Origin of the sequence: Rossellomorea orangium (genome assembly GCF_019334305.1) — a bacterium.
In the GTDB taxonomy this organism is placed as follows: Bacteria; Bacillota; Bacilli; order Bacillales; family Bacillaceae_B; genus Rossellomorea.
Genome location: NZ_JAHWGH010000012.1, coordinates 234,359 through 257,323 on the forward strand (window position 1 = coordinate 234,359; position 22,965 = coordinate 257,323).

The 22,965-nt window shown below is 44.3% G+C and carries 21 protein-coding genes; 16 read left to right on the top strand and 5 right to left on the bottom strand.

What is annotated here, in order from left to right; translation table 11 throughout:
* Positions 1-129 precede the first annotated feature (129 nt).
* The 8 genes from KYJ26_RS07790 (at position 130) to KYJ26_RS07825 (ending at position 7,121) form a co-directional block, all read left to right on the top strand.
* Positions 130-531 (top strand): cytidine deaminase, encoded by a 402-nt coding sequence (locus KYJ26_RS07790; RefSeq protein ID WP_219166714.1) that lies wholly within the window; start codon positions 130-132, stop codon positions 529-531.
* A gap of 85 nt (positions 532-616) precedes the next feature.
* Complete coding sequence (locus tag KYJ26_RS07795) at positions 617-1,432, top strand: lipid II flippase Amj family protein (protein ID WP_219166715.1); 816 nt, start codon at positions 617-619, stop codon at positions 1,430-1,432.
* A 64-nt stretch (positions 1,433-1,496) separates the two neighbouring features.
* Positions 1,497-2,543 carry a DUF4362 domain-containing protein gene (locus tag KYJ26_RS07800; RefSeq protein ID WP_219166716.1) on the top strand — a complete coding sequence of 349 codons (1,047 nt, stop codon included), beginning with the start codon at positions 1,497-1,499 and terminating at the stop codon, positions 2,541-2,543.
* Positions 2,544-2,790: 247 nt separating this feature from the next.
* A complete protein-coding gene (locus tag KYJ26_RS07805; RefSeq protein WP_219166717.1) occupies positions 2,791-4,005 on the top strand; it encodes an MFS transporter in 1,215 nt (404 codons plus the stop codon).
* Between the two features lie 56 nt (positions 4,006-4,061).
* Positions 4,062-4,937, top strand: a complete 876-nt coding sequence (locus KYJ26_RS07810) for an alpha/beta fold hydrolase (RefSeq protein ID WP_219166718.1) — start codon at positions 4,062-4,064, stop codon at positions 4,935-4,937.
* Positions 4,921-5,769 carry a phosphotransferase family protein gene (locus KYJ26_RS07815; protein WP_219166719.1) on the top strand — a complete coding sequence of 283 codons (849 nt, stop codon included), beginning with the start codon at positions 4,921-4,923 and terminating at the stop codon, positions 5,767-5,769. The genes KYJ26_RS07810 and KYJ26_RS07815 overlap by 17 nt, the downstream gene beginning before the upstream one ends.
* A 93-nt stretch (positions 5,770-5,862) precedes the next feature.
* Positions 5,863-6,276, top strand: coding sequence for a GNAT family N-acetyltransferase (locus KYJ26_RS07820; RefSeq protein WP_219166720.1), 414 nt, complete (start codon positions 5,863-5,865; stop codon positions 6,274-6,276).
* A gap of 2 nt (positions 6,277-6,278) precedes the next feature.
* On the top strand, positions 6,279-7,121 hold the full coding sequence (locus KYJ26_RS07825) for an alpha/beta fold hydrolase (RefSeq protein ID WP_219166721.1): 843 nt from the start codon (positions 6,279-6,281) through the stop codon (positions 7,119-7,121).
* 47 nt (positions 7,122-7,168) lie between these two features.
* Here the strand turns inward: KYJ26_RS07825 and KYJ26_RS07830 are convergent, their stop codons facing one another.
* From KYJ26_RS07830 to ytrH, 4 genes are all read right to left on the bottom strand, one after another.
* Complete coding sequence (locus KYJ26_RS07830) at positions 7,169-8,185, bottom strand: DUF4179 domain-containing protein (protein WP_219166722.1); 1,017 nt, start codon at positions 8,183-8,185, stop codon at positions 7,169-7,171.
* Positions 8,182-8,745: a sigma-70 family RNA polymerase sigma factor gene (locus tag KYJ26_RS07835; protein ID WP_219166723.1), complete on the bottom strand. Its 564-nt coding sequence runs from the start codon at positions 8,743-8,745 to the stop codon at positions 8,182-8,184. Before KYJ26_RS07835 ends, KYJ26_RS07830 begins: the two co-directional genes overlap by 4 nt.
* A gap of 373 nt (positions 8,746-9,118) precedes the next feature.
* A complete protein-coding gene (gene ytrI, locus KYJ26_RS07840; RefSeq protein WP_219166724.1) occupies positions 9,119-9,625 on the bottom strand; it encodes a sporulation membrane protein YtrI in 507 nt (168 codons plus the stop codon).
* Positions 9,622-9,957 carry a sporulation membrane protein YtrH gene (gene ytrH, locus KYJ26_RS07845; RefSeq protein WP_034756917.1) on the bottom strand — a complete coding sequence of 112 codons (336 nt, stop codon included), beginning with the start codon at positions 9,955-9,957 and terminating at the stop codon, positions 9,622-9,624. Before ytrH ends, ytrI begins: the two co-directional genes overlap by 4 nt.
* Before the next feature lie 137 nt (positions 9,958-10,094).
* Between ytrH and dnaE the strand changes: the two genes are divergently transcribed.
* From dnaE to KYJ26_RS07885, 8 genes are all read left to right on the top strand, one after another.
* On the top strand, positions 10,095-13,445 hold the full coding sequence (dnaE, locus tag KYJ26_RS07850) for a DNA polymerase III subunit alpha (protein WP_219166725.1): 3,351 nt from the start codon (positions 10,095-10,097) through the stop codon (positions 13,443-13,445).
* A gap of 161 nt (positions 13,446-13,606) precedes the next feature.
* The gene (ystJ, locus tag KYJ26_RS07855) at positions 13,607-14,845 is read left to right on the top strand and encodes an NADP-dependent malic enzyme (protein WP_219166726.1); all 1,239 of its coding nucleotides are present in this window, start codon (positions 13,607-13,609) and stop codon (positions 14,843-14,845) included.
* The gene (locus KYJ26_RS07860) at positions 14,842-15,501 is read left to right on the top strand and encodes a FadR/GntR family transcriptional regulator (RefSeq protein ID WP_219166727.1); all 660 of its coding nucleotides are present in this window, start codon (positions 14,842-14,844) and stop codon (positions 15,499-15,501) included. Before ystJ ends, KYJ26_RS07860 begins: the two co-directional genes overlap by 4 nt.
* A gap of 134 nt (positions 15,502-15,635) precedes the next feature.
* Positions 15,636-16,505: an acetyl-CoA carboxylase, carboxyltransferase subunit beta gene (accD, locus tag KYJ26_RS07865; RefSeq protein WP_219166728.1), complete on the top strand. Its 870-nt coding sequence runs from the start codon at positions 15,636-15,638 to the stop codon at positions 16,503-16,505.
* On the top strand, positions 16,499-17,479 hold the full coding sequence (gene accA, locus KYJ26_RS07870) for an acetyl-CoA carboxylase carboxyl transferase subunit alpha (protein WP_219166729.1): 981 nt from the start codon (positions 16,499-16,501) through the stop codon (positions 17,477-17,479). Before accD ends, accA begins: the two co-directional genes overlap by 7 nt.
* A 326-nt stretch (positions 17,480-17,805) precedes the next feature.
* Entirely contained in the window at positions 17,806-18,765 is a 960-nt protein-coding gene (gene pfkA / locus KYJ26_RS07875; RefSeq protein ID WP_219166730.1) for a 6-phosphofructokinase, read from the top strand.
* A 30-nt stretch (positions 18,766-18,795) separates the two neighbouring features.
* Positions 18,796-20,556, top strand: coding sequence for a pyruvate kinase (gene pyk, locus KYJ26_RS07880; protein WP_219166731.1), 1,761 nt, complete (start codon positions 18,796-18,798; stop codon positions 20,554-20,556).
* A 323-nt stretch (positions 20,557-20,879) separates the two neighbouring features.
* Positions 20,880-21,266 (top strand): FxsA family protein, encoded by a 387-nt coding sequence (locus tag KYJ26_RS07885; RefSeq protein ID WP_219166732.1) that lies wholly within the window; start codon positions 20,880-20,882, stop codon positions 21,264-21,266.
* A gap of 466 nt (positions 21,267-21,732) precedes the next feature.
* Here KYJ26_RS07885 and ytvI read toward each other — a convergent pair whose 3' ends face one another.
* A complete protein-coding gene (ytvI, locus tag KYJ26_RS07890; protein WP_219166733.1) occupies positions 21,733-22,839 on the bottom strand; it encodes a sporulation integral membrane protein YtvI in 1,107 nt (368 codons plus the stop codon).
* Between the last annotated feature and the right edge of the window lie 126 nt (positions 22,840-22,965).

The window sequence follows — 22,965 nt, forward strand, 5'->3', positions numbered from 1 at the left end:
CGTTGAATTTCATGACCTGGGGCCTTTTAGTGTTCATAATTATCATGAGCTTTCTCCTGGATTCATCTGGTAATTTGCACAGCTCCCCAGTAGTATTAAATTTATAGTATTGATAATGGGGGACAACAAATGAATATAGAACAATTTTTATTCAAAGCAGCAGTAGCATTAATAGAAAAAAGATATCCAACCGGCTGGGGAGGTGCCGCGGCCATGCATACCAAAAGCGGTGAAATCCTGACCAGCGTTTCCCCGGAAATCATTAATGCGTCCTCAGAACTTTGCATTGAAACCGGGGCAATATTGGAGGCACATAAACTGGATACGGAAGTGACTCATTCGATTTGTGTCGTACGGAATGATGAAAACTCAGAATACAAAGTTCTTACGCCTTGTGGGATTTGCCAGGAGAGGCTTTTCTATTGGGGAGAGAACGTGAAAGTGGGTATTTACCATCCAAAAGGTGATCTTCAATTTAAGACGTTGAAAGAAGTTCAGCCGTATCATTGGTATAAGGCTTATAGAAATTAACGAATTCAAGGAACATTTCAAAAATACGAAATGTTCCTTTTTTTAAATGCTATAATAGGATTGGATAAAAAAGGGAGTTGTCATCGTGGAATTCATATCGTTACCGGTTATTTCGATTGCACTATTCATTTTAATCATACATAGCATTGAAACACTCGCTTATGCGGTCAGGTTATCCGGTGCAAGGGTGAAGTTGATCGCTTCAGGCCTTTCCCTATTTAATATGATGGTGATTGTTTCACGGATGTCTAATATGATGCAGCAGCCTTTTACAGGTGGGCTCATCGATGCTGCGCCTGAAGGCAGAGAATTAGAAGTGATAGAAGGACAATTCAGGGTGCTGATTGGTGCTTCGACTTTAGGGACTATTATAGGAATCGTACTGTTACCTACCTTTGTTGCCTTGTTTTCCAGGGGAATAATCCACCTTTCAGAGCAGGGAGGTTCCGTTCCTCAACTAATCAAGGTTGGATTTAAAAATGATCTATATAAAAGAGGGATCAATCATTTCGCCAAACCGGGTCGAAGATATTTGACGGGAATCAATTTCAACGCCATTCCAAAGAGGTTGTTTTTCATTAATATGATGATTACAGCGGTTTACACGATTGGAGTACTATCAGCATTATATGCAGCAGTCATTGTGCCTGATAGAGGCCACAGTGCCACCATGGCCTCAGGGTTAATCAACGGGATTGCAACCATACTCCTAACTTTGTTCATTGACCCGAAGATATCCGTTCTGGCGGATGATGTGGCGAATGGGAAGGGGAAATATTCAGAGTTAAAAGGCCTTTCCATCATGATGGTCATCTCCCGACTGTTCGGAACAGTAATTGCACAACTTATCTTCATCCCGGGTTCATATTATGTTGCCTGGATGTCTCAGTTTTTTGTGTAATAGCAACCCGTATAAAGCGGGAAAATGTATGTAAGTCCATTATAGAATATATAGGGGGGAGTTTATGAAACATCAAAAATGGTTATGGATACTTGCCATAGTCTTGGTCTTTCTCACAGCATGCAATGAATCCAATCAGACCGCAGAACCTATCGCAGAACCTACTGAAGAAAACGATTCCGAGTTGAATCCAGATGTGGTGAATATGCATGGCGGGATATCAGGATTGGATAAAATGGAGAACTACTATCAGCAAGTAGAAAAACAGAAAGAAGGAGATTTGAGAGTCGTATCCTATACGATCGAGGGAGATCCCATAATCACGGATTTAGCTTACGATGGGAAGAAAATCAATGTGACACACGACTATACAAGAGACCAATATGGTAATGGTGAGGTTGATACCTTTCAATGCGGAAAACTGAAACGGGAAGAGAATCCTACCAATCTTTCATATTATCTGACAGATTGTGAAGGGGTAAAGGGGGGAATCTGGGGGGTTCTGGAGACTTCTTATGACGTCAACCGCCAGGATGTGTTTGAGGTGGAGTTAAGGTACGGCCCCAAAGAAGGAGAAAAACAAACAATCGAATTGAACGATGAGGATAAGCAGGAGGTCTACAAGCAGTTGGTGCTGGTAAATTATTTACAGTCCAAGCCTACAAGTGATGATTGTCCTAAAGGAAAACAGGTGGATAACTATTTGATGAAAGTGAAGATCAATGGGGGGAATCACACGCTAAACTGGAATGCCTGCGGATCTCATGAAAGCTCCAAGCCGTTCACTGATATTGCAGAGTACATCATCCATGCCTCCCAACATCCTGAGAAAAGCAACGAAAATGAAAATGTCGTCTATGGTTACATCATAGAGGTGAAAGAAAATCAGATCCTGATTGGAGAAGATTTGACGGCTGCCGATTTAGTGTCGCTGGAAAAGGTAAAAGAGGAAGATTTATCGAATTTAAACATTACCTTTTTATATGTAGAAACGGAAGATGCCAAAGAATTTTCGGAGGGAGACAAAATAGTTATGAAAGTCGATGAGGTGTTGGAGGAAGGTTCTCCTGGAAGAGTCGTGGCCAGTGATATTAAGAAGATAACTGAATAGATATGGTATATATTACATTCTTACAGCGGAGAAGTCCTGCCATTGCAGGGATGTTTTTTTAGGTTGAAGATTCGAAATATTTATGAAATAATTACCAATACTAGTATAAGAAAGGAAAGAAGCTATGATTCTCATACGTTTTCAAAATCCATTCGATCATTAGAACTCATTCATTGTGTGGAAACCGCCTTAAGGTTAGCGAATAACAACGGGTTATTTGCTAATCATTAAAGGAGGATTTTCATAAATGAATAAACAATTAATGATTCTGTTGACAGGCAGGATCATCACCAATTTTGCTGACAGCTTTTACATGATTGCGACGATCTGGTACGTGAAATCGACTACGTCTTCGCCTTTGTTAATCGGCTTGACAAGTGCAGTGGCCATTCTGCCCGTCACCATTCAATTTCTATACGGGCCCATTATTGACCGATTTTCAAAGAAAAAGATTCTTTATGTCGCCATGCTCGGGCAAGGGGTGCTGGTCAGCGCCATTTCTATCTTGTATTATACAAATCTCTTATGGCTGCCACTGTTATTCACATTGATGTTTGTTGCCCTTTCGTTATCGGAATGCACGTATCCGACTGAAAGTGCCCTCATTGAGAGCCTGACTCCCCGTGAACAGCTTACAAAAGTGAACTCGATTTTCGCCTTTTCTTATCAAACCCTCGATATCATATGTGATGCTGTATCGGGGATCTTGATCGCATTTGTTGGGTTGGGTTTAATTTATGTGACGAATAGCGTCTTATTGATCGGGACGGGAATGCTGTTTTTATTCTATCTAAGCGTCCCAAAGTCGAAAAAGGAAACGGAAGTACGAACCGTCCGTTTCATCAAGCTGTACAAGGAAGATTTCAAAGAAGGATTTCGGGTCGTGAAAGGACGCCAAACGCTTCTAAGTATGGTATTCGGCATTATCGTTATGAATGTGATGGCGACGATGGGGATGGCTATGCTTCCGGTCATTTCCGAATCTTCTGCGGAATACGGATTCTGGTTGACGGCCATGTCCTTAGGCACTCTGTCAGGGACCGCCTTATCCACTAAGGTAGAGAAAATTGCGCTAAATCGCATTCTGCCGCTACTGTCTCTATGGTCTGGCTTATGTTGGATGCTGGCGTTTACCTTGAAGGACTTTTCGATCATGCCTTATCTATTGTTTGCTTTATCATGGATGGGGATCGGCATCATCGGGATTTATGTGCAAACGTTGATTCAGGTCAATCTTCCAAAAGGATATATAGGAATCGGTTTTGCCTTCATTTCGTCGCTGCTCGGGTCATTGAGTCCTTTAGGGTTTCTGCTCGGCGGTGTGATCGGAGAGTTCACTTCCGGGAGATTCCTCTTGGTGATATCAGGTGTAGGTTACCTGATCTTTGCCTTGTACTTCAGGGTGAATCCTCTGTTGAGAAATCTGAACAAGCCTTTAAGCGTTCGATTTGAAGAATCGTGATCCATCAGGTTTCCCATTTCGGGAAGCCTTTTTTAAAGGTGAAAAGGGGTGTAAGGATGAAAGGATGGGAAAGAAAGTTACTGCATACATCACGAGCCGTATTTGAAATATTCATGAAGGGAGAGGGAGATCCTCTATGTGTCACCCACCATTATTCCGAGTTCAATGGGACGGGCGACTATTTCGCAGAGGCGTTCACAGGAACCAACCAGGTCTTCTTGATCAACTTAAGGGAAGCAGGTGGATCTGACAAAGCAAATGCATCTTATCAGCTAAGCATGCTGGAAACGATATATGATTTGGAGGCTGTTAGAGAAGCATTGGGGTTTCGTCATTGGGGATTTGCCGGACATTCTACCGGAGGGATGTTAGGGATCGTTTACGGAATTCATTTCTCTAAAAATCTAGATTTCACCGTGATTGTCGGAGGTGCTGCGAGAGAGTATATGACCTTCTCGAAGGACTGCATATACAACGAAGCGCACCCTGAATTTAGCAAGATGCAGGATTTGATTGAAGCGTTGAAGCAACCGGATTTATCCCTTGATAAGAGAAAAGAGCTTTCAGTAGAAAGAACGAAATTATCTTTACATCAACCTGAGAAATATCATGTGCTTTTTTCCCTGGGAATACATAAAGGGATGTCTGCGGCACGCATGAACTTTTTCATCCGTGAGCTGCAAGTATTTGATGTGACGAGAAAATTGGAGTTTATATCAGTCCCCACCCTGATCATGTGCGGCAGATTCGATGTTCAGTGCCCTTTGAAGTATTCAATCGAAATGGCTGAGGGTATACCAGATTCCAGATTGGTCATCTTCGAGGGGAGTAATCATTATCCGTTCCTTGAGGAAGCAGACCGGTTTAGGGATGAGTATGAATTGTTTTTAAATGAAAAAAATAGGAGGAGCACATATGGTTTCAACTTATGAAAAAAGAATAAAAGAAGTATACCCGGAGTTAATGATCACTCAAAGCGAAATGAATGAAATCGGTCAGAATAATGATGTGTTTATCGTGAACCGTTCTCTTGTGTTCAGATTTCCGAAATATATGGAGGGAATCAGGAAATTAAAGCATGAAACGAGCGTATTGGAAGGAATTCAGAGGAACGTTGGGTTAGCTGTTCCGTATCCTTTATATCAATCGCTGGAAAAGGAAGAAGTGGGGAAAGTGTTCACAGGATATGAGTTGATTGAGGGTGAACCCATGTGGCCGGAATCATTTAAAGAAAATGAGAACCACCATGAAAAAATCGCCTCCCAATTGGCAGGTTTTTTGTTGGAGTTGCATTCCCAGCCTGTTGATGATGTTGAGATTGATATCCGGGGTTCAATAGAGGATTTATACGAGCGATTCAAGGAAAATCTTTTCCCTCATATGAGTGAAAAAGCCAGGCTTGATGTATGCCATCATTTTGATTCGTTCCTATCGAAAAATGAATTGCTGGATTTTCAGCCGGTCCTCATTCATGGAGACTTTGGATCATCGAATATTTTATGGGATGCGAAACGATATGAAGTGACCGGGATCATTGATTTTGGTGAAGCGGGAGCGGGTGACCCTGCTTATGATTTCGCAGGTCTGTTATCCAGTTATGGGGAACACTTCGTCCGCATGTGCCTGAACATGTATCCGAATGGGGATCACATATTTGACAGAATCAATTTCTATCGAGGTACATTTGCTCTGCAGGAAGCGTTGCATGGTGTAGAAAATGATGATCCGGAAGCATTTGAGAATGGGATGAAAGGATACAAATGATGACATTCGAAGAGAATCATCTCAGTAAATGGAAGGTCGAGCAGGAAGTCATGAACTTCCATCCAGCCTACAATCTTTGTGAGGGGGCGGCTTATGGAGGAAATCACATATAGGTACATGCACCGGGATGTCAGGACATTATTATCCTTTGCGACTTCTGAAGAGAGAGTAGAAGGAGAATTTGATTTATACATTCAATCGCCTAATCGAAGACTTTTCGGTTTTACGACGGGGGTTGATCTGATTGGATACATAGGGGTTGAATTCCTGGAAGGTAATCGGTGTGAAGTGAAGCATATAGCCGTGATGCCGGAATACAGGGGAAAAGGCATTGGCAATAGAATGATAGATTATATCACCAATCTTTCTTCTTGTTCTTGTATAACGGCTGAAACGGATCGGGATGCCGTGTTGTTTTATAAGAAAATAGGGTTTGAGATTTTGAGTTTAGGTGAGAAGTATGTTGGTGTGGAGAGGTTTAGGTGTGTAAGGTTTATGGAGGGATGAACATGAGGGAATTGATAGTAACGGTAGGCGGCCACAGCTTTACAACATATGAAATAGGTGACAAACACTTACCCACTCTAGTATGTCTCCACGGAATGACAGGGGACTCCAAAAGTTTTATAGAACTCACAGGATATCTCCGCAACGATTTTCATCTCATTCTATTGGACCTTCCCGGACACGGTGAAACAAAGCCTCTTCCCCACGAAGAGGACTATCTGTTTACCACACTTGCCAAACGGATAATGGGTGTCATCAGACGGGCAGCGTCTAAACCAGTATATGTACTGGGTCATTCCTGGGGAGGAGACCTGTCATTGCATATGGCAAAGCTATTTCCGGAACAAATAGAGGGTCTTATTTTAATAGATGGAGGGTATGTTTTCCCGGAAATGGTTGAGGGATACACTAGGGGGAAAGCTCTTAGGGACTGGGAGGACTACATTGATTCGAGCACATATGAGACTTGGAATGATGTGGTGAAGACCTATCGTGAGTACACGACTAGGCAATGGAATCCGCAACTTGATGAGATCATTTCTTCAAACTTTGTGAAAGAGGATGACCATTTTCAGTTGAAAGCTGACAGGAAGAGTCTATTGGCAACGATCAAAGCGTTTTATCATGAACCATGTTCGACAACGTATCAATCGATTGAGTGCCCTGTTTTATTCTTTCATGCAACAGTCCCCGCCTCAGATCGCTCACGTCAGAACGGAATCGGGAAACTGCAGGGGGCAATTGAAGATGTGAAAGTGGTTGGGATTGATTATACCAAACATAACGTACACTGGGATTGTCCGGACCGGGTAGGGAGAGAGATACTAAATTGGATAAAATCATAACTCCCCTATTAAAGTCCGGCTATCAACTTAAATAGGGGAGGAATGGATTATTTTAAATCGATGACGATTGGTTCAAGTTCGATTTCCGTGTGACCTTTCCCATACATCAGGCTGGCGATTTCCACGGGCTTGATGATGAGCTGAGTGGCATCTTCCTGGATGGTACCAAAAGAAGTCGTTCCTTCAAATGTTTTACCGCCATCCGCTGAAAATCCGCTGCCACCCGTTCCATCCAGGTAAACATGACCCAAATTATCTGTCACGGTGAAGGCAGGTGTTACTTCGGACCACTCATCGAGAAGTTTGTCTGACACTGTCTGCTCGTAGGCGATGACCGTAGAAACATCGGTAAGCTCAACGGATTTTAACGTGAAGTGAATATCATCCGTCTGAACGGTTTCGTTTATGAGCCTGACATCTCCATTCACTCGTTGTAATGAAAAGTCGAAGGACCAGTCTCCATCCACCTCTACGTCATTGGACAGGCTGGAAAGCGTTTGGGGTTCCCAAGTGATTTCCACTTTATCCGGATAGTCACCGCCTTTAAAGCTCGGGGTGATGGTCGATATACCGACGTAGCGGTTATCACTGATCTTCGTGATTTCACTGCTTCCGCCGCTTCCGTTCGATCCGACGATGTCAAACCAATTGGCGCCGCTGTTCATGCTTTCGCCAAAGTCTTTATCCGTTTCAATCGCATAAGAGACCGTAATATTCGTGCCGTCATACACGGCGTTGTCGATCAGGACGGTCACCCCGTTACTCGTTTCTGCCAGACCGATATCGGTGGAGAACTCGTCAAACTCTTTATATGTCTCGTCATTGCTGAAATACTCTATGACATCATCCATGAAAGGGACCTGCGATGCCAGGGAAGGGTAGGCATAACCAGCAGCAGTGGAGATTCCGATCAACATTACGGATGCCACCGCGATATTCCTCCATATATGCTTCTTTTCCCGTTTCTTCAGTACATGCTGTTTGACTCGCTTTTTTTCCAACTCCGTCACTTCTTCAAGTTCAAGTGAATCGATATCTAAATCCAACCATTCCTTCATGCTCATACAAGCCGCTCCTTTAACTTTATGGTGGTCGCTAATTTTTTCTTTCCACGGTATAAACGGTTATCCACCGCTGCTTTCGAAAGGTTTAACTGATCCGCAATTTCCATATTGGTCAGCTCCAGGTAATACTTCATCATGAAGATGTCCCGGTCCAGCTCTTCCAGCCCACTGATCGCTGATAATAATTCGTTTTTTTCTTCCCGGCGCAATACGGATACATCGGGTCCAGGCGTACCTGATTTTGCAAGGAGGGATTCGTCCTGCTGTTCACGGGCATTCCGTTTCTCAGCCTGTCGGTAACGGTCGATTGCTTTATACTTGGCTATCATTCCAATCCATTTTTTGAAATCCTCTTTCTCGCCTTTAAATTGATGGGCATTCTGCCAGACTGTGAGGAAAACATCGTTGATACATTCATCGACATCCAGACGATTTCGATTGTGTAGAATTTTTGTAGCAATGGTTTTCACAAGTGGCATGTAAGCGTCGATTATATACTCCAATGCATCCTCTTTTTTCTTTTTTAACCTGGTAATGAAATTGGTCGGTGAACTTTTCATTGAATTCGCTCCTTATATGGTTGAAAGGCCTTTACATGATGTACAACGAATGGAAGTGGAAAGTATTCTCAAGTTAAATGGAATTTTTTTGATTAATTTTAGTATACAATGAAGATGGAATAGTTGTTGGGTTATGGATAATTATGTAAAAATACGCAATTGTCAATGGGAATGACGCAATCAAGGTCGGTTTTGACGTAATTATCAAAAAAATGACGCAATAAATTTAATTATGACGCAATCCCGAGGGAAAATGACGCAATCACCACACGAACCCAGGATGATGGACCATCACTAAGCCACTCAGCGAGGCTGAATGAACCGAAATATCTAAAAAAAAGAACCCGCCACCCGGCAGGTTCACCCAATCAATCTAATCCTCCTCATATTTCAACTCCAATGTAATCTGCGTCGTCGTAAAAAAGTACATTTCCTTCACTTTTAATCGAAAGTTCTTATCATTTAGCTTAACGGTTTTATTTTCGATTATTTTCTTGATGAGCTCCTTATTTCCGTACACCGTTTCAAGGTCCTTGGTCAGAAGGCTCCGCAAGTCCTCGCTCAGTTTGTCCTCGGTTTCATGGATACCCAGCAGTTCAACCTTCGTCTTGGTTGTATTAATGATCTTGATTTTGACTTCCTGGATCACGAGTTCATTTTCGTTTTCCTGATTCAATTGTTTATATTCTTCCTGTAAATAGGACAGGGTGTTCTTCAATTTACTGATGTCATTTTTCTGCTCTTCTATCTTCAGGGCCTGTTTTTCGTGCATGGTGCCGAACATGAAGAGAAAGATCATCCAGCTGATGATGCCTCCAACGACCATTCCGGCGAAGAACCGCTGCCAGGAGGGGAGCCGGTAGAAAGGGGGAATCCTCATGACGGCATATGTTCCTGTGTCAGCCAGGTAATGATCATGGCAGCCGTGTTAGCTCCGCCGAGGGCAGAGAGGATCCACAGGAATTGTTTGAAGAGCTCTTTCGTTTCCCCGTTCAGGAAGCCTTTTTCAAAGCTGTAGACTGTATCGAATGTGCCGCCGATCGCTGCGATGATGGCCCAGATGCGCAGGAAATCGGATAGTCGTCTCATTTCAATGAATAGAGGTTGCCCCATGGCGAAAGAGGCCAATCCTCCGAGCAGTGATCCTCCAAGCAGTACACCCATAGCAATAAAGAAGCTTTTGAATAATTCCGGAAAGAAAGCTTCTGCCATTTCATCATCTCCATCTATTACGTGTCTTTACGATAACTATATGGGATTCGGGGACAAGATATGAGGGAGAACATATTTTCTTTTTTTCGGTTTCTTTCTTATAATAAAGGTATATTGAGAAAAAGGTTGTGCATAGTATGTCATTTGTTCATTTACAAATAGCGAGTGCCTATAGTCTCTTGTCTAGCACGATATCGATAAATGGACTTGTACATAAAGCGAAGGAATCAGGCTACAAGGCGCTTGCCTTGACGGATAAAAATATGATGTATGCCGCGATCCCTTTTTATAAGGCGTGTTTAAAAGAAAAGATAAAGCCGATCATCGGATTGACCGCAGATATCGCCTCGGAGGAAGGTTCCCATCCCCTCATTCTCCTCGTGAAAGATCAAAGTGGCTACCAGAATCTATTGAAAATCTCCAGTGCCATCGGGGCAAAATCGAAAGAAGGATTACCGCTGAAGTGGCTCTCATCCTACAGTAAGGGATTGATCGCCATCACTCCAGGCGTCAAGGGTGAAATCGAGAGCCTGTTACTGAGTGGTGAAAAAGAAAAAGCGAAGGAGTGCATCCGCACCTATCAGCAGATGTTCGGACGGGATTCCTTTTATGTAAGCATCCAAAACCACGGGACTTCGTCTGAAGATACGCTTATCCCCATGCTTCAGCAGGTGGCAAATGAAACAGGCGCGGAATTGGTGGCGACCAATGATGTGCAGTACCTCGAACAGGAGGACCATTTTGCCCATGAATGCATGGGGGCGATCCGTGACGGGGTGAAACTGTCTGAGGATGACCGGGACGTACTGGAATCGCAGGAGTATTACTTTAAGGGAAAAGAGCAGATGGTGGAATTATTCACCGATCACATCACGGCCCTTGAAAATACAATGAAGATTGCGGACCGCTGCAACTTGACAATTCCTTTCCATCAGCAGCTCCTTCCGAAATATCCATTGCCAGAAGGAGTGTCTGCCCTTCAGGAATTGACTCATCTTTGCGAAAAAGGATTAAGTGAGCGGGTACATACCATTTCCGATGAATACATCGAGCGTCTGGATTACGAGCTTGACGTCATCGGCAGGATGGGTTTTAGCGATTACTTCCTGATCGTATGGGATTTCATGAAATACGCGAAGGAAAGAGGGATCCTGACAGGGCCGGGACGTGGGTCGGCAGCCGGTTCCCTCGTGTCGTACGCATTGAATATCACGGATGTGGATCCGATTGAGCATCATTTACTGTTTGAGCGATTCCTCAATCCTGAACGTGTGTCCATGCCCGATATCGATATTGATTTCCCGGATCACAGGCGTGATGAAGTGATCGAATATGTGGAAGGGAAGTACGGCAGCCTCCATGTCGCCCAGATCATTACGTTCGGGACGTTTGCAGCGAAAGCGGCGCTCCGGGATACGGGTCGTGTGTTCGGATTGAATATGAAGGAGCAGGAGCAATTATCCAAGCTAGTTCCGAATCAGCTGGGGATCTCTTTGAAGGAAGCGTATGAAAAATCGAAGGGATTCCGCGAATTTGTGATGAGCTCCGATCATTATAAGAAATTGTTACAGACGGCTCTTAAACTCGAAGGACTTCCGAGGCACACCTCCACTCATGCGGCAGGAGTCGTGATGAGTGAAGACCCTTTAGTGCAGTGGATACCGATCCAGGGGAGTTCATCGGGAATTCATTTGACCCAATATTCTATGGATATTTTAGAAGAAATCGGGTTGCTGAAAATGGATTTCCTTGGTCTTCGCAACTTAAGCATCTTGGAAAGAATCGTGAAAAACGTACAAATGGGAAGCAATAAATCGTTCGCCATCGAGACGATCCCGATGAATGATGCCAAAACGTTCGAGTTATTGAGTAAAGGTCAAACCAATGGGATCTTCCAGCTTGAATCGGATGGAATGAGGAATGTGCTAAAAAGGCTTAAACCCAATTCCTTTGAAGACATCGTCGCGGTAAATGCCTTGTATCGTCCGGGTCCGATGGAGAATATCCCGACCTATATCAAACGGAAGCATGGGGCGGAACAGGTGGAGTATCCCCATCCTGATTTGAAACCGATACTTGAAATGACATATGGCGTCATCGTGTATCAGGAGCAGATCATGCAGATTGCTTCGAAAATGGCGGGATTCTCCCTCGGGGAAGCAGATCTCCTCAGAAGGGCCGTTTCCAAGAAGAAGAAGGATGTCCTCGATCAGGAGAGGGAGCATTTTGTTTCCGGTTCCATCCGGAAAGGTTATAAGGAAGAAGTCGCTCATACGATTTATGATTTGATTGTCCGTTTTGCCGACTACGGTTTCAACCGGTCACATGCGGTTGCCTATAGTATGATCGCCTATCAGCTTGCTTACTTGAAAGCCCATTATCCTGCATTTTTCCTGTCATCACTCCTGACTTCTGCCGTAGGGAATGAAACGAAGGTGGCTCAGTACATACGGGAAGCTACACAGTATGGGATTGAAATTTTACCTCCGTCCATCAATAGCAGTCAGTTTGTGTTTACGGTCGAAGGAAAAAATCGGATTCGCTACAGTATCGGTGCGATTAAGGGTATCGGCGCGGCTGCTTTAAAGGAAATCATCCGCGCGAGAAAGGAAAAGCCTTTTCAGGATCTGTTCGATTTTTGCATGAGGGTTTCAACGAAGACGATCAACCGGAAGATCTTAGAGAATCTGGTGTTATCGGGGGCGTTTGATGAATTCGGAATCGATCGTGCTACATTGCTTGCGAGCCTGGACGTTGCGGCTCAGCATGCGGAACTTGTGAATCCTGACGACGACCTTGACCTGTTCCATGAAGAAGAAGCGTTTATGTTGAAGCCTAAATATGTGGAAGTGGATGATATGACCATCGACACAAAGCTTCAGTTTGAGAAGCAGGTCCTAGGCCTTTACTTATCGGATCATCCTGTTTCATCCTATCGTCCTTTATTTGAGGGACTTGGATTGCTACAGATAGCCGATCTTCAGAAAGGATCGAAAATCTCACTTGGCGCTTATATTACCGGGGTGAAGTCGATCCGGACCAAAAAAGGGGAAGTGATGGCTTTCCTTGAAATCGGCGACGAGAGCGGGGAGATGGAAGCGGTGGTGTTCCCTAATGTTTACAAGAATAACATGCCGCTGCTGAAAGAAGGGAATATTATCCTATTCGGAGGAAATGTAGAAGACCGCAACGACAAGCTTCAATTCATTGTGAACCAGTTGGAAACGATGGAAAGTGTACAGTCAAGGGTGAAAGAGAGCAGCCAAAAACTCTATTTGAAAATCGCAGTAAATCAGGATGATGAAGCGTGTATGGAGGGGATCCATCAAACGATTCAACGGTTTAAAGGCAAGAATCATGTCATCGTTTACTATGAAAATGCGAAGAAGAGTGTAAGACTTCCGGACCATCTTCGCATCACCCCGTCACAGGAGGCACTAAAGGAATTGTCCCGGATTCTTGGCGAGGCAAATGTCATATTACAATAACATACTTTACTAAAACCATATTTTATATTATTGTTTAATAGAAAAAGGTGGTCTGACCACCTCTGAACTTATTATTTTACTTATACCATTTTACATTTAGAAGATCCGTCAGAGTCCGGATCGATCCATAGCATGTAAAAGAATAGAAGGAGTGAGTCAATTTGTCATTACGTGAAGAAGCTCTGCATATGCATCGAGTGAATAAAGGGAAATTAGAGTCTAAGTCCAAAGTGGAAGTCCGAAACGCGGATGACTTGAGTCTAGCTTACTCCCCGGGGGTGGCGGAACCCTGCAAGGTGATTTATGACAAGCCTGAAACCGTCTATGATTACACGATGAAAGGGAATATGGTCGCAGTCGTGTCCGATGGTACGGCTGTACTGGGTCTTGGAAATATCGGACCTGAAGCGGCTCTTCCCGTTATGGAAGGAAAAGCGGTTCTATTCAAGAGCTTTGCCGGGGTGGATGCATTTCCGATTTGCTTGAATACAACGGATGTGGACAAGATCGTTGAAACCGTCAAGCTTCTTGAACCGACATTCGGAGGAGTGAACTTAGAAGACATCGCTGCACCGAACTGCTTTGAAATTGAAGAGCGCTTGAAGAAAGAAACCAATATCCCTGTGTTTCACGATGATCAACATGGTACAGCGATTGTAACCGTGGCGGGACTTGTGAACGCTCTCAAGATTGTCGGAAAGAAAATGTCCGAGATCAAAGTCGTGGCGAACGGTGCCGGTGCTGCCGGTATGGCCATCATCAAACTCCTTTACCGTTACGGCGTAAGGGATATCATCATGTGTGATTCCAAAGGTGCGATTTACGAAGGTCGTCCTGAAGGAATGAACTCGACGAAAGACGAAGTGGCGAAGTTTACGAATCGTGATCACATCAAGGGCGGCCTTGCAGAAGTATTGAAGGATGCCGATGTGTTCATCGGAGTGTCCGTTGCAGGTGCTTTAACGGAAGAAATGGTTTCTTCCATGAAGCAGGATCCGATCATCTTTGCCATGGCGAACCCGGTTCCTGAAATTATGCCGGAACTTGCGAAAGCAGCTGGAGCCAAGGTAGTGGGGACAGGTCGTTCCGATTTCCCTAACCAGGTGAATAATGTCCTTGCCTTCCCGGGAATCTTCAGGGGTGCACTGGATGTCCGTGCGACTCACATCAATGAAAAAATGAAGCAGGCTGCCGTTGAAGCGATCGCAGCACTTATTACAGAAGACGAATTGAATGCGGATTATGTCATTCCTGCACCTTTCGATAAGCGTGTCGCTCCGGCCGTTGCTGCAGCAGTTGCGAAGACAGCGATGGAAACAGGGGTTGCCCGCTTAAAGGTAGATCCGGAAGAAATCCGTAAGAAAACGGAAGATTTAGCGGTTATCGGGAAGAGTGAATGATGACAGAAGTGAACTCTCTCCATACACACGCTAAAGTATATATTGGAATTGTTCACCAGTTGAGAGAAATGATATCGAAGGACTGCCTCAAGCCGGGAGATAAGATTCCATCAGAGAGAGAACTGTCCGAGCGTTTGAACGTTGGACGGTCCTCTGTGAGGGAAGCACTCCGGGCCCTTGAATTGTTGGGGCTGATCGAGACACGCCGCGGAGAAGGAACCTTTCTGAGGGATTTCAGGGATCATCACCTGATCGACCTTCTCGGCATGTTCATCCTGCAGGACGACATGGCTCAGGAAGATATCCTTCAAACGAAGATGATGATTGAAAAAGAAGCGCTGAAAGCTTTGTTTATAGATAAAAAGAATACAGATTCCTTACAAGTGTTGGTTTCTGAATGTGAGAATCTGGACGACGTGTTCAGGGAAATTGTGATGATCAGTTCGAATTTTTTATCGCAACGGATCTGGAATATCCTGAATGATTTCGAAACCTTGATCTGCGGTGAAAAGAAGCTCACTGAAGATATGAGGAAAGAATTGATCAGAATGCTCCACGGCATCGATGATGGAGAGAAAGAGACTGTGCAAGAGACATATAGAAGGGTTAGGAAAATTGTCGATGAAGATGCGACAATTTCCAACATCTTTTTTTAAACACTTCCATTAAACTGATAGTCAAGCAGTTTTATACCATGCATTTACTATAGAGAAGCGAATGGGCAGCTGTCGTGTCAGGGGATATTTCCCCGCTGAAGTAAGCTACTGTCATTCGGTAAGGAGGTTTCACCTTGCTAAAGGAACTTTTTAACAAATCGAAAAAGAAAAAATATGCAACGATTCCTTCTGAAGCGGCTAAACATGACGTTCCGGAAGGCATCATGACAAAATGTCCTGATTGCAAAAAAATCATGTATACGAAAGAACTTCAAAAGAACTTAAAGGTGTGCATCCATTGCGGATATCATCATAGTATGAGCTCACCAGAGAGAGTCGATAGTTTTATAGATGAAGGCACGTTCAAGGAACTGGATCAGGACCTGACTTCGGCGAACCCTCTGAACTTTCCTGATTATGAGAGTAAAGTGGACAAGGACCGTAAGAAAACGGGTATGAATGAAGCCGTGCTGACCGGATCAGGAAAAGTAAACGGCATTGAAGTCGTGACAGCCATCATGGATTCCCGATTCAGAATGGGAAGCATGGGGTCCGTTGTCGGAGAGAAAATCACGAGAGCCATCGAAGAAGCCGATAAACGGAAAGTTCCGTTCATCATCTTCACTGCTTCAGGCGGGGCCAGGATGCAGGAAGGTGTCCTCAGCTTAATGCAGATGGCGAAGACCAGTGTAGCCCTGAACCGTTTGAGCGAAAACGGGGGACTCTTCATTTCGATCATGACCCACCCGACAACTGGTGGTGTATCGGCAAGCTTCGCGTCCGTAGGCGACTATAACTTCGCCGAACCGGGAGCATTGATTGGCTTCGCGGGCAGACGGATCATCGAGCAGACGATTCGTGAGGACCTGCCTGAGGATTTCCAGACTTCCGAATTTTTATTGAAACATGGACAACTTGATGGAGTCATTTCAAGACTCGAGTTAAAGGAAAAGATCGGGACAGTACTTGATATACATCAGTGGGACGGTGAGCTGCCATGGTAAATGAGATGGAATTTGAAAAGCCGGTACTGGAGCTTAAGAAGAAGATTGCCGAACTGAGGGAATTCACTCAGAACTCAGATGTCGATTTATCAAAAGAAATCGAGAAGCTGGAGACTCGGCTTACAAAGCTTCAAAATGATATTTATGAAAACATGAAGCCGTGGGAAAGGGTTCAGGTTGCCCGTCATCCTGAGCGTCCGACCACGCTTGATTACATTGGATATCTCTTTACGGACTTTATCGAAATGCACGGGGATCGTCTGTATGGGGATGACGAAGCGATTGTTTCAGGCGTCGGGAAGTTTCACGATGTCCCCGTGACAATCATCGGTCACCAACGAGGGAAAGACACGAAAGAAAACATTCGCAGGAATTTCGGGATGCCACACCCTGAAGGATATCGTAAAGCGTTACGCTTGATGAAACAGGCGGACAAGTTTAACCGCCCGATCATCTGCTTTATCGATACAAAGGGTGCGTACCCCGGGAAAGCCGCGGAAGAGCGTGGTCAAAGTGAAGCCATTGCACGGAACCTTGTTGAAATGGCCGGCCTGACCGTTCCCGTCATCTGCGTCGTCATCGGTGAAGGGGGAAGTGGCGGTGCATTGGCCCTTGGAGTCGGAAATCATATTCTTATGCTTGAAAACTCCACATACTCCGTCATCTCTCCTGAAGGGGCAGCTGCGATCCTCTGGAAGGATTCGACTCAGGCGAAACGAGCGGCTGAATCCATGAAGATCACGGCTCCTGATTTAAAGGAGCTTGGAATCATCGATGAAATCATTACGGAAGTAAAAGGTGGAGCCCATAAAGATGTCGAAGAACAGGCGAAATATATCAACGACGTCCTTAAGGGCTCATTGAAAGAGTTGATCCCGATGAAAAAGGACGAATTGATTCAACATCGCTACGAAAAATTCAAGGCGATGGGTGAATATTCCGTTTTAAATGATCTAATCGGGGTAAAATCATAAAGAATGATGGACTGACAAATAGGAAATACCTTTTGTCAGTCTTTTTCATTCAATCCTTAAGAATATACGGTTTGTGACGATATTTTGAAGGTTTTAACAATTAAAACGCTTCCATTTAATAGATTATTTCGTCTTTTGCGTTTCCATCTAGTAACTTGTTGAGAACCTTGAACCTTCGTGTTATTTTAGAAATAATCCAAAGTCTATTGGTCCATAATAATGTAATGAATGCAAACCGGGAATTTCCTTTTCTTTAATTTATGTGAAACGATTAACAATACCATTCATTTACATATAAAGGCATATTTCTTAATGAGGTGATCGTAGTGAAAAAGATTGGTGTATTAACAAGTGGTGGAGATTCACCAGGAATGAATGCAGCCGTCCGTGCAGTTGTGCGTAAAGCAATCTTCATGGATATAGAAGTATACGGAATATATCAAGGGTATAATGGATTAATCAACGGGAACATCAAGAAGCTCGAGCTTGGTTCTGTCGGTGATATCATTCACCGCGGCGGAACGATGCTGTATACAGCCCGTTGTGAAGAATTCAAAACAAAAGAAGGTCAGAAAAAAGGGATCGAGCAATTAGAAAAACACGGCATCGAAGGACTTGTCGTCATTGGTGGAGACGGATCTTACCAAGGGGCAAAAGCCCTGACTGAATGGGGTTACCCATGTGTCGGTGTACCTGGTACAATTGATAATGATATTCCAGGGACAGAGTATACGATCGGTTTCGATACAGCTCTTAACACAGTTATCGATGCCATCGATAAAATCCGTGATACGGCGACATCCCATGAGAGAACGTTCATCATCGAAGTAATGGGACGAAACGCAGGAGATATCGCTCTTTGGGCAGGACTTGCCGGTGGAGCTGAAACGATTCTCATCCCTGAAGAAAAATTCGACCTTGATGACGTCGTGAACCGTTTGAAAAAAGGACAGGAACGCGGCAAAAAGCACAGTGTCATCATTGTCGCAGAAGGTGTCATGTCCGGAAATGAATTCGCGAACCGTTTCACGGAAGCAACGGGAATGGATACGCGTGTTTCCGTTCTTGGTCACATTCAGCGCGGTGGAACGCCGACTGCTGCAGACCGAGTATTAGCTAGCCGCTTAGGGGCTCATGCCGTTGAATTATTGGCTGCAGGAAAAGGCGGCAGAGCGGTAGGAATTGAGAAAAATCAATTAGTTGATTACGATATTATAGAAGCACTTGCCAAGCCACATGTCATTGATTTAAATATGTACAGACTTTCCAAAGAGCTTTCAATCTAAATTGTTGTAAGATTTCAGGAGGTAAAGAAAATGAGAAAAACGAAAATAGTATGTACGATCGGTCCTGCCAGTGAAAGTGTAGAGAAGTTATCACAACTGATCGAAGCAGGAATGAACGTTTCCCGCTTGAACTTTTCACATGGTGACCATGAAGAACACGGACAGCGTATCGTCAATATCCGCGAAGCAGCCGAAAAAGCCGGCAAGACAGTCGGTATCCTGCTTGATACAAAAGGTCCGGAAATCCGTACGAACAACATGGAAGGTGGGGCGATTGAACTGACTCAAGGTTCAAACGTCATCGTTTCCATGAAAGAAGTACAGGGAACAACAGAAAAATTCTCCGTTACATACGAAGGATTAATCGATGATGTTCATGTTGGTTCTAAAATTCTTCTGGATGACGGATTAATCGGTTTGGAAGTAACGGAAATCGACAAAGCGAACGGTGAAATCCACACATACGTTGCCAACAGTGGAACACTTAAAAATAAAAAAGGTGTTAACGTACCTGGTGTATCGGTGAACCTTCCTGGTATCACGGATAAAGATGCAAGTGATATCGTATTCGGGATCGGACAAGGCGTAGACTTTATTGCGGCTTCGTTCGTCCGTCGTGCATCCGACGTCTTGGAAATCCGTCAATTATTGGAAGAGCACAATGCGTCTCATATCCAAATCATCCCTAAGATCGAGAACCAAGAGGGTGTCGACAATATCGATGAAATCCTTGAAGTGTCCGATGGGTTGATGGTTGCTCGTGGAGACCTTGGTGTTGAAATCCCTGCGGAAGAAGTACCACTGGTTCAAAAGATGCTGATCAAGAAATGCAACTCTTTAGGGAAGCCTGTCATCACAGCAACTCAAATGCTTGATTCTATGCAGCGCAACCCAAGACCGACAAGAGCGGAAGCAAGTGACGTTGCCAACGCCATCTTTGATGGTACGGACGCGATCATGCTTTCTGGTGAAACGGCAGCAGGTTCATACCCTGTAGAAGCTGTTCAAACGATGCATAACATCGCATCAAGAGCAGAAACGGCGCTTGATTACAACGCGATCCTATCTTCACGCAGCAAAGACAGCGAGCACAATATGACGGATGCCATCGGGCAATCAGTTGCATACACGGCTCTTAATCTTGATGTGAATGCGATCGTCGCTCCGACCGAGAGTGGTCACACGGCACGCATGATCTCTAAATATCGTCCGAAAGCACCAATCGTTGCTGTGACGGGTACAGATTCTGTATCACGCCGTCTGGCACTTGTCTGGGGCGTACATCCAACACTTGGACGTAAAGTGACGACGACTGATGAAATGCTTGACATGGCTGTTGAAGAGAGCGTCAATTCAGGTATGACGAAGCACGGAGACCGCATCGTTATCACAGCGGGTGTTCCGATCGGTGAATCTGGAACGACGAACTTGATGAAGATCCATGTAGTGGGCGACGTCGTAGCTAAAGGTCAAGGAATCGGCCGCAGATCTGCTTACGGTAAAGCAGTAGTAGCGACAACAGCTGAAGAAGCGGTAAAGAACACTACTGAGGGATCTGTCCTTGTGACGATCGGTACGGATAAAGAAATGATGCCTGCTCTTGAGAAGTGCTCTGCACTGATCGTAGAAGAAGGCGGACTTACTAGTCATGCAGCCGTAGTAGGAATCAACCTTGGAATTCCTGTAGTGGTTGGTGTTGACCATGCCACTTCATTATTCAAGAATGGCCAGGAAATCACAGTGGATGCTACTCATGGCGTGATTTATAATGGGTATGCTAGTGTACTGTAAGTAGATATTTGTTAGGAACCAGAGTCTTTTGTGGCTCTGGTTTTTTTATGCTAATGGGGATGGATGTGAATTTTAGGCTTTGGCACAAGTTTTGGTGAAAGTGGCACAAGTTTGGTTGGACGCTGTTGAACAGATTGGTCAAGGTGCCGCAATCAACGCTGATATTGCAAAAAAAAACAACAAAATTACCCCAACCAACCTCCCCCTCCTACAACCATAAAACAATATCAAAACAGACCCAATCCCTTCACATAATACATAAAATCTCTAATATGCTATAATAGAAAGAAGCAAGCACTCTAAAACAAATGGAGGAATCCATCATGAGATATATGCTTTTACTATTGATTATCATACCGGCCCTTGAAATTGGCTTATTGGTTCTTTCCGGACAGGCCATTGGTCTTGTTCCGACAGTGTTATTGATCATTACGACCGGGATCCTGGGTGCGTACCTTGCGAAGAAGCAGGGGATCGAGACAATTAGAAAAGCGCAGCGGGATATGCAGTATGGCCAGCTTCCCGGCGATGCCATCATGGATGGATTGTGCATCCTTGTAGGAGGGGTCGTTCTATTGACGCCAGGCTTCATTACCGATGCCATTGGTTTCCTATTACTTCTGCCGGCCACAAGAAAAATGTTCAAACCTTTCATCTACCGATTATTCAAACGATGGATCAATAATGGGAATGTCATCATATACAGATAATACAAAGCACTGCACAGTGAAGATAACGGGTTTACTTGTGAGATGCAATACGGTAAAATTCACAATTAAAAAAGGCTTAGAGATAGCACTATCTCTAAGCCTTTTTTGATAGAAACCACTTGTAAGTTGTATAAGAGCAGGAGATGCTAAAGCATGTCCGACTAAAATAAGCGGAGAAATTCCGCTTATTGAGAAAATAATCCTGAATATAAGTTGAATAGACGGAATTATTCCGGCTATTTACTCAAAAAAGCCGGAATAGTGGGATTTTCCTTTACTTAAACGGAAAAATCCCGCCTATTTACCCCGATTCAATCTCGATTCTGAAGGTTAACCTTACTTCCTCCGCTTATTCTATCTCTCGAAATAACCCACTGACGAGATCTCCAAACTCGAGCATACTTTCTAATCATTATTCCATATCCTGGGATGATGCACAGCACATCTAATGTAATCGGGTTAAAAGCTATTTTACACCCATAATGAATTTCCACGTATCTTCAAACACTCCTGCACGCTTCAAAGTGGAAAGGATCACGAGCACCACTGGTCCTACAATCAAACCTAAAAATCCAATCAACTTAAAACCGACAAACAGTGCAATCAAGGTGGCAAGGGGATCGAGCCCGATGCTTGAAGATAATACTTTCGGTTCCATGATCTGACGTTGGACGACGACGACCATGTAGAGAACCGACAAACCGATTCCGAGGCCGACGTTGCCTGTGATGAACTCATAGGCGATCCAAGGGACGAATACCGCACCGGTTCCGAGATAAGGCAGGATGTCAACGAGACCAGTCACGAGGGCGATGGTTATTGCGTAATCTACTCTCAGGATGATCAATCCGATCAGTACGATGATCGCGGTGATCGAGATGAGGGTGAATTGAGCCCGGATGAAACCGAACAGGGCACGCTTTAAGTCGATGAATACTTTTCTTCCACTGCTCATGGCTTTCCCTGGAATGATTTTTTCTGCTTTAGCAGATAATGTATACCAATCCTTACTGATGAAGAACGTGGCCAGTGCAGCGAATATCAAGACAGATGCGGCATTTGGGATCCACGAGATCAGCTGAGGCAGTTTGGTGAAAAAGTTTTGCAGGAAATCGCCTGCGGATGTGGCAATTTTAGTTCCGGCTGTCTGGATATTTTCAAGTATCGTATCCTGTTGTCCGGCTTCAAGGTTTTTAAATAAACCGGCGAGTTGATTATAAAGCGGGATGACCTGTCCGACGATGATGTCCTCTGCATATGTAACAAGGGTTTGAACATGCTTGGGCAGTTCTTCTGCTAAGTAATTGGCTCCGGAGACGATTTCGGCAATCAATAATGTGATGAGTCCTGCAAATATGGCGACGATCAGAATGAGGGACAGGGTCACTGCCCATATCCTCGGAAGCCATTTTTCAAGTCCGTTCACCAGGGGATTGATCAGTAAGGCGATGGCAACGGCAATGATGAATGGATAGGCAAGCTTCCATATGTAATAGAGTGAAATCAATGAGAGAATGATGATCGCTACCACGACCAGGAAACGGATCGTACGATAAACATAGTCTAAATTCAAGGGCTTCCCTCCTACCGAGTCTAGTAATTCTATTTTATCGGAGACAGGAAATGAAAGGAAGATTTATTTACGGTGGTTTCAGTATTTTGTGAAAGATGGATAAAGTTGATATGGTAGGATAATGAT